Origin of the sequence: Nocardioides sp. (genome assembly GCF_047602075.1) — a bacterium.
Classification (GTDB): Bacteria; Actinomycetota; Actinomycetes; order Propionibacteriales; family Nocardioidaceae; genus Nocardioides.
In genome coordinates, this window is record NZ_JASGIF010000001.1 from 2,444,718 (window position 1) to 2,457,194 (window position 12,477).

A 12,477-nucleotide genomic window follows, 5' to 3' on the forward strand; every position below is an offset into this window, starting at 1 on the left:
CGGGACGCGAAACGGCGTCGGACTACTCCGCCAGACGTTGGCGCAGACCGGAGGCGCGCTGGGCCCGACGGGTGACGGCGGCGCGGATGGTGGCCTCGGTCCCGACCACACGCACCTTGTGCTGGGCTCGGGTGATCGCGGTGTAGAAGAGTTCCCGGGAGAGCAGTCGAGAGTCCTCCGCAGGAAGCAGCACGGTCACCTCGACGGCCTGGCTGCCCTGGCTCTTGTGCACCGTCATCGCGTGCAGCGTCTCGACGTCAGCGAGCCGGGACGTGGCGAATCTGAGCGGCTCGCCCACCGCCGAGATGGCGGCACTGAGCCCGTGCGGGGCGTCGTCGTCGTGGATGACGACCCCGGTGTCGCCGTTGAAGAGGCCGAGACCGTAGTCGTTGGCGGTCACGAGGAGGGGGCGGCCGACGTACCACTCCCGGCCCCGCGCAGCACCCACCGGCACCCCCAACGTCTCGCCCAACCAGCGCTCGACCTGCCGGTTCCAGTGGGCGGCGCCGAACGGCCCGTCGCGGTGGGCACACAGCAGCCGGTGCCGATCCAGGGCCGTGGCCGCGGACACCGCATCGCCGGACTCGGCGGCAGCGCGGACCTCGAGCGCAGCGCCCAGCGCGACACCACGCACCAACTCCGCTGCGGCCGGGTCCTCGGCGTCCACGAGCTCCACCTCGTCGCCACCCTCGCGGAGCAGGGTCCAGGCGGTTTCGTCGTCCCCATCGCGCACGGCGGTCGCGAGCTCGCCGATGCCGGCCCCGAAGCGGTGCGAGGTGCGCAGAGCGACGACCGAGTCGGGGTCACGCGATCCGAGACCGGCGACCAGATCGGCGAGCACCGCGCCGGCCTCGACCGAGGCCAGCTGGTCGGGGTCGCCCACCAGCACCAGCCGAGCGTCCGGCCGGATCGCCTCGACCAGGCGGGCCATCATGGTCAGCGACACCATCGAGGTCTCGTCGACCACCACGATGTCGTGGGGCAACCGGTTGTCTCGATGATGCCGGAAGCGGGTGCGGTGCTGCGGTCGCCAACCGAGCAGCCGATGCAAGGTCGACGCGGAGAGCTCGCCCAGCCGGTCCCGATCCTGGGCAGGCATGGCACCAGCGGCCTCGGCAACGGCCTCTTGGAGACGGGCCGCGGCCTTGCCCGTCGGCGCGGTGAGCGCGACCCGGGGTGGCCGCTCGGCCGGGGCCTGCTCGGCCAGCAGGGACAAGAGGCCCGCGACAGCGGTCGTCTTGCCGGTCCCGGGCCCACCGGTGAGGACGGTGGTCCACCGGTGTGCGGCCGCCTCGGCGGCAGCGCGCTGCTCGGAGTAGCCGTCGGGGAAGATCCGGCGTGCGCCAGCGTCGAGCACCTCGGCGTCGACGACGGGCGGCGGTTGGGCGGCCCGGGCCACCAGATCGTCGCGGACTTGGCCCTCCTCGCGCCAGTAGCGGTCGAGGTAGAGCAGGCCGCCTTCGACCTCGACGACCGAGGAGGCGCGCAAGGGGCTGGCGCCGATCCGGTCCAACCAGCCGGCCGGCGACGGCCAGGGCAGCTCCGCGGCGACGGATCCCGGATCGGCCTCCTGGGCGACCACCTCGGCGAGGTCGACGCAGACCGATCCGCGGCGCACGGCGCGCACTGCGAGGGCGACGGCGAGCAGCACGGTGTCGTCGGACTCGCCGACGAGCTCGCCGAGCCGCGCCGCCACATGCACGTCCGCCGCCTCCAGCACACCCGCCCGGTTGAACGTCGCGAGCAGTCCGGTCGCCGAGCGAACCAGCCGTCGGTCGTGTCGATCGACCGCCTCGAACAGCTCGGTCATCCCGACACCCCCACGCCGGGGACCTGATCGCCGGCCAGCAGGTCGGAGACCGCCAGCACGAAGGAGGTCGGCGGCGCCCAGCTGAAGGCTCCTGCCGGATGACCATCGACCAACGGTGTGTCCGGTCCGCACATCCCCCGCAGGTAGAGGTAGAGCACACCGCCCAGGTGACGATCGGGGTCGTAGGCGGGGAGTCGCCAGCGCAGATAGCGGTGCAGCACCACGGAGTAGAGCGTGGCCTGCAGCGGATAGTGCGAGTGCAGCATCGCCTCCGCGAGCCGTGGGCGCGCGTAGTCGGCGGCGGTCGCCGGGCGACCCGGCTCGCCGAGCAGGTTGGTCTTGTAGTCCACGACGACGAACCGCGGCCCGTCCGGACCGGTGGCCCGCAGCACCACGTCGATGGAGCCGGACAAGTAGCCGTGCAGCTGTTGGTCGCCGAGCACCGGCTGCTCGAGGCGGTGGGCATAGGGCAGCAGCGGATCACCGGCGGGCAGGTGCCTCCGCCAGACCTCCGCGAGGTCGCGCAGACGACGATCCGGCACCGCGCCGCGCTGGTCGCCACCCACCAGCGGGAACTCGAAGTCCAGCTCGCAGAGGCGATCCGCACGGCCCAGGTCGCGCAGAGTCAGTCCGGGCAACAGCGGCCCCAGCGGAGTCTCGTGCAGCGGCAGCAAGCCGTCTGCCAACTCCTCGACGCCGGTATCCACCGGCCACCAGCGTCGCTCCTCGGCGATCACGCTGGCCAACTCAGCGCGCAGGTCCGCGGCCTGAGGATCGGCCTTCTCCAGCACGGCATGGACCAGGCTGCCGAAGGCCGCGCCCGCGGGGAGGTCGGCCATCGGAGACGGCAGGTCGACGGTCGCCTCCGCCGCCACCTCGACGGGCAGCTGCGGCTCGTCATCGGCGTCCTCCGGCTCGTCCTCCAACGGACTCACCTCCGGCTCGCTGTCCACGGCCGGGGACGTCTCCTCGGCTCGGATCAGACCGGAGTACGACGTCCGCCGCCACTCGGTGTCGATGCTCCGCTCGAACCTGCGTCGGGCCAGCTCGCCCAGGTCCGCGGGCGGGAGTGCCGGGACGGCGTCCGCCACCACGGACTCCTCCAGCGACGGTCCGCCGAGCTCCTCGATCATCTCGAGCACGCGGAAGGAGTAGTCGTCATCGCGCAGAGCCTGCCGGTCCGGCACGATGGCCTGTCCGGGCTGGCGGCCGAACAGCAGCCGATGCAACGGACCTGTCGGCGTGTTGGTCGTGGGTGCCCACCAGCAGGTGACCTGGGACTGAGCCCGGGTCAGGGCGACGTACAGCTCGCGGAGATCCTCGCCCGCCTCCTCGGCCTGGTGGAGCGCGACGTGCCCGGCCCACTGGTCGCCCGCGCCGGCGACGTCGAGAGTGCGCTGGCCGTCCTCGTGGAACAGGGCGGTCTCGACGGGACGGACAAACTTCTCGTAGGCGAACGGGAGATAGACCAGGGGATACTGGAGGCCCTTGCTGGCGTGGATGGTGACGATCTGGACGGCCGCCGAGTCGCTGTCGAGTCGACGGGTGCGCTCGGTCGTCGGGGCGTTGCGCTCGCGCTCCCCGCGGAACCACTGCAGCAGCGCGGTCAGGCCGAGCCGCTCGCGGGTAGCGGTCTCGTGCAGCAGTTGGGCGATGTGGCGCAGGTCGGTGAGCAGACGGTCGCCGTCCGTGCGAGCCAGCACCCGAGGAGTCAGGCCGCGCTCCTCGGCCGCTTCGACCAGCGCGGCCACCCCGCGCCCGCGCAGCAGGACCGCCCAGCCGCGCAGCGTGTCGGCGACTCGATCGGTGAGCGCACCGTCCTCCTCCACCAGCTCCGCGGTGGTCGAGCCGAAGAAGGCAGTGAGCGCCGCGGCCCGGACGCGCGGTGCGCGATGGGGCTGGTCGAGCGCCTCGAGCAGAGCCAGCCAGTCGTCGGCAGCGGGTGTGCGCAGCACGTGACCGCCACCGGCCACGACGGACGGGATGCCGCGGGCGGCCAGCTCGGCTTGCACCAGCACGCCGTGCTCGCGGACGCCGACGAGGACGGCGATGTCTCGGGCCTGCAGCGGCCGGCCGGCGTACGTCGCGCCGGAGGCCAGCGCCGCGGCGATGTCGGCCGCGCAGTCGGCGGCAATGTGGCGGCGTGCGTCACGCACCCCGACCTCACCCGGTTTGGTCAGCCGGAAGCCGTCGCGCCGCAGCGCGCGGATCCGGAACGGCGAGGGATGCGGCAACCCAGCCAGGCGACTGCCCTCGTGGGCGGCCGTCACCTCGCGCACCACGATGGACTCCTCACCTAGCGCGGCGTCGCAGAGCACCACCTGGAGTCGGTCGACCACCGCCTGGTCGGTGCGCCAGTTGGTGGCCAAGGTGGCTGACGTCGTGGCGGTGCGCGCAGCCGTCAGGTAGGTGACCACGTCACCGCCACGGAAGCCGTAGATGGCCTGCTTGGGATCGCCGATCAGCACCACCGTGGCGTGACCGGAGAACGCACGGTCGATGACTTGCCACTGCACCGGGTCGGTGTCTTGGAACTCGTCGACCAGCACGATCCGCCAGCGCGCGCGCATCCGCTGACGGGCGGGCGCGTCGGGCGCCTCGAGCGCAGCGGCAAGTCTGCCGAGCAGGTCGTCGTAGCTCAAGATGCCCAGCCGCCGCTTGCGGCGCTCGATCTCAGCGCGCACGGCTTCCGCGAAGTCCACCCGCTCCCAGGGCGACGACCCCTCCACCGCACGGACGTCGGCGAGCCGGGCCTGCGGGTCCTCGACGGCGCGGAAGGCGAGTTGCAGCGCCGCCGCCCGGTCGAACGGCGGCTTGCCGGATGCCTGGCCATAGCGTTGCAGATAGAGATCGTCGACCACCTCGACGACGAGGTCGTCCAGGTTCTCGACCAGACGCACCCCCGGGTCGGTGTCACCGGCGACGCCCAGGGAGCGCAGCACCAGTTGGCAGAACTGATGGGTGGTGGCGATCGTCGCGGCGTCGAAGGAGGCCAGCGCCTCGCGCAGCCGGCGCCGACGCTCGACAAGCTCCGACTCGTCTGCGTCGACGAGGAGGGCGACGAGCTCGTTGGGGGGCTCGGCGACCGGACGTGACAGGGCGCGCTCGGCCTCGACCAGCTGCTCACGGACCCGCTCGCGCAGCTCCTGGCTGGCCGCCCGCCCGAAGGTCATCACCAACATCTCCTCGAGCCGGGCGTGGCCCTCGGCGACGTAGCGGGTGACCAGGCCCGCGACCGTGAACGTCTTGCCGGTCCCCGCGCTGGCCTCCAGCAGGGTGGTGCCGCTCGGCAGCGGATCGGCGAGGTTGAAGCGGTCCATCACCAGCTCCCCTGCTCGGCAGTCAGCAGAGGACCCCACAGGCGCAGTGCCAGCGCGCCGAACCGGTCCCGCTCACCCGCCACTTCCTCGCCGGGTTGCGGTGGCTCGGTGAGCCCGGGAATGGCAGCACCCGGTCCCCAGGTGCGCACGTGCGCCGCGTCGGAGCACTCGCCGGGGAACCTGCCGTCAGCCCAGTCCCAGCCCGCCTTGACCCGTGCCTGGGCGACGCTGGCGTCGGTGCGGCGCAGCTTGGCATAGGAGTAGGACGCCTTGATCGGCAGCGGCAGCGGCCCCGCCAGACCCCGATCCCGGAGATCGACCAGCTCTGCCACCAGCCTGCGCGCGGTGTGATCGTCGACCGGTCCGAGCAGTGAGGTGGCGTAGGCGTCGGGAGAACGCGAGTTGGTGGGTCGCCCGACGGTGTGGGCGGTCCAGTTGTGGTCGGGGTCGGCGCCGGCCAGGGCGAGGAGACGCAGCCACGACTGCAATCGGTGGGTCGCGCCGAGCCGGGAGTAGGAGACGGCCACCAACCGGTCGCCGTACACGCCAGGCACGGTGCCGCGCAGCCAGCGCCCGTCACCCAGGTCGACGTCGACGTCTACCGCGGTCGGCGGACGGGTGCGCAGCTCCAGTGCGGCTCGGGCCAACGGCACCGCGCGCTCGACGATGTCGCCGAGCATGCGCCAGCCGAGGCGACCGGGCGGCATCACACCGCGGCGCCACTCCTGCTCACGGGCACGGACCGGGTCGACCCCACCGAGCAGATCGGCCAGCACCCGGTCCCCGACCCCCCACTGGGCGAGCGCGTCGATCTCGACCGGCAGACCGTCGGCCACCGGCTCCTCCTCGGCCGGCAGCGCGATCTCGAGCCGGTCGCGCAGGAATGCGCGCACCGGATGCTTGAGGAAGGCAGCCAGCTCGTCGAGCGCGACGTCTCCGCGCGCCAGCTCGGGCAGCGCACCGGGCAGGAACGCCGGCGGAGCAGTGCGCACGCTCCCGGCCGCTCGAGCACCGGCGAGCGCGACCGGATCGAAGGTGAAGGGTGTCTTCGGCGTCAGCGCCCCCGGAGTGAGGTTGCGGCGGTCGAAGGGCTGCAGCGGGTGGTGGGTGACGACCGCCCGGGCGAGCGGGCCCTCAGGCGCCGTCGCGGTCTCGTCGAGCGCATCCAGCAGCTCACCGAGGGGTACGGCGGGAGGCCGGGGCTGTCCGGAGTAGGGATCGGCACCGGTGTAGGTGATCACCAGCGTCTCGGTCGCCGCCATGATCGCGTCGAGCAGCAGCTGGCGGTCCTCGCTGCGCAGATCGCGCTCGCCGGTCATCGGTGCCCGGGCGAGCAGATCGTCGCCGTCGATGATGCCGACCCGCGGGAAGACACCGTCGTCGAGACCGAGCAGGCAGACCACTCGATGGGGCACCGAACGCATCGGGACCATCGTGCAGACGGTGAGCGTGCCGGTGCGGAAGTTCGCTCGGGTCGGTCGGCCAGCCAGTCGGCTGCTCAGCAGTGCGCGCACATCGGGAAGGCGGAGCAGGTCGCCACCGTGGTGCTCGTCCTCTCGTCGAGCAGAGCCGCGGGACGAGTGCTCGGCGCCGATCCGGCCCAGCTCGCGCTGGACCTGACCGGCCTGCCAGGCATCCGCGGGGGCGACGTCGGTGAGCGACTCGACCCCGTCGGCCAGGGTGTCCAGCCAGTGCTGCAGCGGATGGCTGCCGACTAGGGCATCGGTCACCGCGACCAGGCGGTCGACGTACTCCGTGAATCTGCCGGCCAGGTCGACCTGACCGCTGCCGACGTCGTCCAGCGGCAGGGTCTTGTCGATCCACGTCCCCGCGTCGGCCGACATGGTCACCCCGGCGAGGAGTCGGTCGAGACCGAACCGCCAGGTGTTCTGCACGAAGTCGGCGAGGCCGAAGTCGCGTCGATGCTCCGCGTCGAAACCCCAGCGCACACCCGCCTCCGCCACCCAGGTGGCGAGCTGATCGAGGTCGTCCTCGGAGAAGCCGAACCGGCGACGCACCGGCTCCGCGTGAGCAAGGTCGAGCACGTCGCTGGCGAGCGCACGGCCCCCGGCAAGCTCGAGCAGCCGCGCCGCCACCGCCAGCAGTGGGTTGGTCTGGTGGAGCGCCCGGTCGGCCAGCCGGACCCGGAGCCGGTGGGCGGGATGGCCGCCCTCACCGACGACGTCCCCGAGTCCGAACGCCGCGGAGACCAACGGCGCATAGGTCTCGATGTCCGGGCACATCACCAGCACGTCGCGCGGCTCCAGCGTCGGATCGTCGGCCAGCAACCCGAGCAGCACCTCGCGGAGCACTTCGACCTGACGAGCCGGACCATGGCAGGCATGCACCTGGACGGAGCGGTCCGTCGGCGTCCAGGTCCGCCCACTCGTCCGATCGGACACGTTGGCCATCAGGTCTGACTGCAGCCAACCGAGCAGTCCTCGCTCTTCGCTCCGATCGGGGTGACCTTGGTCGAGATCTGCCCTGTCCAGATCTGCCCTGTCGAGATCTGCCCTGTCGGGGTCCGCCTGGGCCACGGTGCGCTGCAGCTCGCGCACGTCGCGGCCGAGGGAGACCAGCAGCGGATGCCGGGCGGCTTGGTAGCTCTCGTCGTGGGCGCGGCGCACCGGCCCGCCAGCGACGATCGGCGCCAGGGCGCGCCAGAGCTCGTGGGAGGGATGCGGCAGCCACAGGTGCACCTCGCGATGCTCGCCGAGCGCACTCAGCAGCTGCAGCTCGGTGCTCGGGAGCCTGGTGTGCCCGAAGAGGGAGAGCCGATCGGGCAGGTCGATGGACCGCGGCTCACCCGCGAGTCGGTCGAGAGCGGCCCGGTGTCGCTCCGGCGGTGCGGGTGCGGGCACCCGCTCCAGCACCCGTCGCCAGAGCTCCGGCTGCCAGGCCAGGTCGTCGGGCACCGGCAGTCCGCAGCCGTCGGTGGCACGACCGGTCGCCCAGTCGTCGAGGACGGTCAGCCGCTGCAGGGAGTACGACGCGAACAGGCCCGCGATCCGCCGAGCCAACGCATAGCGCCGCCCCAACCTCAGGTCGGCCGCCCCCACGTCCGCGTCCGCGCCGCGGAGACCGTGTCCGAGATGGATCGCCAGCGGCTCCGCCCAAGCCTCGCCCAACGCATCGTCGATCGCTTCCAGCACCGGCCAGGCCAAGGCATCCGGTGCCCAAGGGTCCTCGTCACGCTGGCCGGTGATCTCGGCCACCAGTGACCACGGGGTGCGAAAGTCCACGCCCGCGCACACGCCGTCGTCACGAAGCTCCCCGACGGTGCCGCCTCGGCCGAGTCGGTGGGACAGCCGCTGGGACAACCACCGCTCCATGCCCTTCGCCGGCACCACGACGACCTCGGTGGCGAACGGGTCCGCCAGCGGGGTGCTCAGCAGCTCCCCCAGCTGGTCGGCCAGCACGTCCGCCCGAGAAGCGCGATGCAGCCACAGGGTCATGGCCACGACCCTAGGGCGTGGCTCCGACAGCACCACGGTCCCGCCGTACCAAGCGCCTCCCGCAACCCAGCCAGGCGCCTCGTGATCGAGTTGTGTGATACGCAACCCGATGCGCGATACGAGACAAACCGCCCACAGCGGGCGTATCGTGCGGACGGCGCCCGCCTCGACCGCGACGGGAGGCCATCCCGCGGCGAGCCGTGCGGCAGTGCCGAGAGGAGACAACGGAGTCCCATGCTGTCCGACATCGAGATCGCCAGCGCAGCAACCCTGCGACCGATCATCCCGCTGGCCCAGGAGAAGCTGGGCATCGACGCCGAGGCACTGGCGCCGTACGGCCACACCAAGGCGAAGGTGTCGCTGCCCTACATCAGGTCCGTCCAGGACCGACCCGACGGCACCCTGATCTTGATGACGGCGATCTCGCCGACACCTGCGGGGGAGGGCAAGACCACCACCTCGGTCGGACTCGCCGACGCCCTGCAGCGGATCGGCAAGAAGTCGATGGTCGCGCTGCGCGAGCCGTCGATGGGCCCGGTGTTCGGGATGAAGGGCGGCGCGGCCGGCGGCGGCTACGCCCAGGTCGTGCCGATGACCGACATCAACCTCCACTTCACCGGCGACTTCGCCGCGATCGCCGCGGCCAACAACCTGCTCGCGGCGCTGATCGACAACCACGTCCACCACGGCAACGCGCTGGGCATCGACCCACGCACGGTCGCCTGGAAGCGGGTGGTCGACCTCAACGACCGGGCGCTGCGGGACATCGTGGTCGGCCTCGGCGGGGTCGCCAACGGCTTCCCCCGTGAGGACGGCTTCGACATCGTGGTCGCCTCGGAGGTGATGGCGATCTTCTGTCTCTCCGAGTCTCTCGCCGACCTCAAGGAGCGGCTGGGTGACATCGTGATCGGCTACAACCGCGAGAAGCAGCCGGTCACCGCCCGCGAGCTCAAGGCCCACGGTGCGATGGCCGTGGTCCTGCGCGACGCCCTGGCGCCCAACCTGGTGCAGACCCTCGAGCACACACCGGCGATGATCCACGGCGGCCCGTTCGCCAACATCGCGCACGGCTGCAACTCGGTGATGGCGACGCGGACGGCGCTCAAGCTGGCCGACTACGTGGTCACCGAGGCGGGCTTCGGCGCCGACCTGGGCGCGGAGAAGTTCATCGACATCAAGTGCCGGGCCTCCGGGCTCCGCCCGTCGGCGGTCGTCGTGGTCGCCACGGTGCGGGCGCTGAAGTACCACGGCGGCGTGAAGGTCCCCGAGCTCACCGAGGAGAACCTCGACGCCGTCACCGCGGGAGCCGAGAACCTCCGTCGCCACCTGCGCAATATCCGCGACGTCTACGGTCTGCCCCCGGTCGTCGCGATCAACCGGTTCCCCAGCGACACCGACGCCGAGATCGAGCTGGTCAAGCAGCTTGCCGCTGCCGAGGGCGTCGCCGCCTTCCCGGCGACCCACTTCTCCGACGGTGGCGCCGGCGCAGAGGACCTCGCTCGGGGTGTGCTGGCCGCGATCGAGGCCGACGACAGCGACGGCTTCTCCTTCGTCTACGACGACGAGCAGTCGCTGGCCGGCAAGGCCGAGGCCGTCGCGACCAGGGTGTACGGCGCCTCGGGCGTCACCTGGGACGCCAAGGCCAAGCGTCGCCTCGACCGGATCGAGGCCGACGGCTACGGCCACCTGCCGATCTGCATCGCGAAGACGCAGTACTCCTTCTCCACCGACCCCAGCCTGCTCGGCGCTCCGAGCGGCCACGTCATCAACGTCCGGGAGGTCCGGCTCAACGCCGGCGCCGGCTTCGTCGTCCTCGTCACCGGGGACGTCATGACGATGCCCGGCCTGCCCAAGGTGCCGGCCTCGGACCGGATCGACCTCGACGAGGAAGGCAACATCGTCGGGTTGTCCTAAGTACGTGGCGACGTTGTTAGGCTTCGCCGGTGGCCAGTCGATTCCGGTTCTCCCCCGTGCCCGGCGGCGGCGAGTCGGATCCGTGGTTCCGAATCGGGACGCTCGACGTCAACACGACGACGTTCACCTCCATCGCCGCCGCGGTGATGTTCGTGGTGTTCGCGCTCGTCCCCTCGCTCTTCGAGGCCCTGGTGCTCGACCCGTTCCTGGTCTGGCGGTCCGGCCAGGTGTGGCGGGTGGCGACCTGGCCGATGGCCAACGACATCTCGTTCTGGTCGGTCATCACCATCTTCTTCTTCTGGTACTTCGGGACCTTCCTCGAGCAGACCCTCGGCCGGACCAAGATGGCCAACCTGCTGGTGTGGGTGACGCTCTGCCTCGGCGTGCTGACCGTCGCGCTCTCGGTGCTGTTCCAGGACGCCGTCCTGATCCGCTACGGATTGGGCACGATCGGGTTGATCGTGCTGCTCCTCTTCATCGCGGAGAATCCCTACATCCGGTTCTTCTTCAACATCCCCGGCTGGGTGATCGGCGCGATCTTCGTGGCGCTGCCGGTGTTGTCCTACCTGTCCCAACGCGACTTCGTGGGACTCGTGGACTTCGTGGTCGGCCTCGCTCTGGCCGCCGTAGTGGCGCGGTCGCTGGGCCTGCTGCGCGACTACCACCAGATCCCCGATCTCGCCTTCTTCCGGCACCGCCAGCCGCGTCAGGCACGCCGCTCCCAGGGCCCCGGCACCGTCGTGTCCGGGCCGTGGACCGGCTCTAGCAGCCAGGCGGCGAGCGACCGGGCCAAGCTGGACGACCTGCTCGACAAGATCGGCGCGACCGGCATGGACTCGCTCACCAAGTCCGAGCGCAAGCAGCTGGAGGTGCTGCGCCGACGACTGCGCGGGGAGTGAGCAACGCAACGTCTCTTCCGGGCCCGCATCGGTGTCGCCGACGCCCCGGCAGTGCCACGATGAAGAGGTGGGCACGACACTCCAAGACGTCGCTGGCAAGAAGGTGTTGGTCACCGGCGCGGCCATGGGCATGGGGCGGCTCTTCGCCGAGCGCGCTCTTGCTGAAGGCGCGACCACGGTGGTGCTCTGGGACGTCGACAAGGACGCCCTGGCGCAGACCCGCGACGAGCTCGACACCGACGGCGGGCGAGTGCGCATCGACGTGGTCGACGTGTCGGATCGCGCGGCGGTCCAAGACGCCGCGACCGCCGTACTCACCGATGTCGGCACCATCGAGGTGCTCGTCAACAACGCCGGAGTCGTGCGCGGCAACCACTACTTCTGGGAGACCGACACCGAGCACGACACCGAGTTCACCATGTCGGTCAACGCGCTGGGGCCAATGCTGGTCGCGCGCCAGTTCCTCCCCGCGATGATCGAGAGCGACGCACCGTGCCGCCTGGTCAACCTCGCCTCCGCGGCCGGGTTGACCGCCAACCCGCGGATGGCGTCGTACGCCGCCTCCAAGTGGGCCGTCGTCGGTTGGTCAGAGTCGGTCCGCCTCGAGTTGGAGCAGGCGGGACACCAGCACGTGCGGGTGACCACGGTGTGCCCCTACTACATCAAGACCGGCATGTTCGACGGCGCGCACTCGGCTCCGCTGTTGCCCCTGCTCGAGCCGGAGGACGTCGTCGCCGAGACCTGGTCGGCGATGCTGCGCGGCAAGTCGTTCGTGGTGATGCCCAAAACCGTGCTGCTCAGCGAGGCGGTCAAGGGCATCGTCCCCGGTGGCGTGCGCGACTTCCTCGCCGACCGGGTGCTCGGGATCTACCACACCATGGACGACTTCCAGGGGCGCCCCGAGCAGCAGTCCTAGGGTCCCGCGTCCCCGGGGGCTCCCCATCTGCCGCGGTGCTGTGGTTGCCTTGACCCATCTCCCGCGGTGCTGTGGTGGCTTGGGGCCAGGTATACGTGGCACTTTGCCACCACAAGACCGCGGCAGACGCACCAAGACCGCGGCAGAGCTCACCCCGGCCGTC

The 12,477-nt window shown here is 71.3% G+C and carries 6 protein-coding genes; 3 read left to right on the forward strand and 3 right to left on the reverse strand.

What is annotated here, in order from left to right:
• Window positions 1–22: 22 nt before the first annotated feature.
• The 3 genes from recD to recC are packed head-to-tail and all read right to left on the reverse strand — an operon-like array spanning window position 23 to window position 8,585.
• Complete coding sequence (gene recD / locus QM714_RS12335) at window positions 23–1,810, reverse strand: exodeoxyribonuclease V subunit alpha (protein ID WP_415100831.1); 1,788 nt, start codon at window positions 1,808–1,810, stop codon at window positions 23–25.
• Window positions 1,807–5,130: a UvrD-helicase domain-containing protein gene (locus tag QM714_RS12340; protein ID WP_415100833.1), complete on the reverse strand. Its 3,324-nt coding sequence runs from the start codon at window positions 5,128–5,130 to the stop codon at window positions 1,807–1,809. The genes recD and QM714_RS12340 overlap by 4 nt, the downstream gene beginning before the upstream one ends.
• Window positions 5,130–8,585, reverse strand: a complete 3,456-nt coding sequence (gene recC, locus QM714_RS12345) for an exodeoxyribonuclease V subunit gamma (RefSeq protein ID WP_415100835.1) — start codon at window positions 8,583–8,585, stop codon at window positions 5,130–5,132. Before recC ends, QM714_RS12340 begins: the two co-directional genes overlap by 1 nt.
• Before the next feature lie 234 nt (window positions 8,586–8,819).
• Here recC and QM714_RS12350 point away from each other — a divergent pair, with 234 nt between their 5' ends.
• From QM714_RS12350 to QM714_RS12360, 3 genes are all read left to right on the forward strand, one after another.
• Window positions 8,820–10,499: a formate--tetrahydrofolate ligase gene (locus QM714_RS12350; protein ID WP_415100837.1), complete on the forward strand. Its 1,680-nt coding sequence runs from the start codon at window positions 8,820–8,822 to the stop codon at window positions 10,497–10,499.
• 29 nt (window positions 10,500–10,528) lie between these two features.
• Window positions 10,529–11,398, forward strand: a complete 870-nt coding sequence (locus tag QM714_RS12355; protein WP_415100839.1) for a DUF6576 domain-containing protein — start codon at window positions 10,529–10,531, stop codon at window positions 11,396–11,398.
• A gap of 67 nt (window positions 11,399–11,465) precedes the next feature.
• Window positions 11,466–12,314, forward strand: coding sequence for an SDR family NAD(P)-dependent oxidoreductase (locus QM714_RS12360; RefSeq protein WP_415100841.1), 849 nt, complete (start codon window positions 11,466–11,468; stop codon window positions 12,312–12,314).
• Window positions 12,315–12,477: the final 163 nt, after the last annotated feature.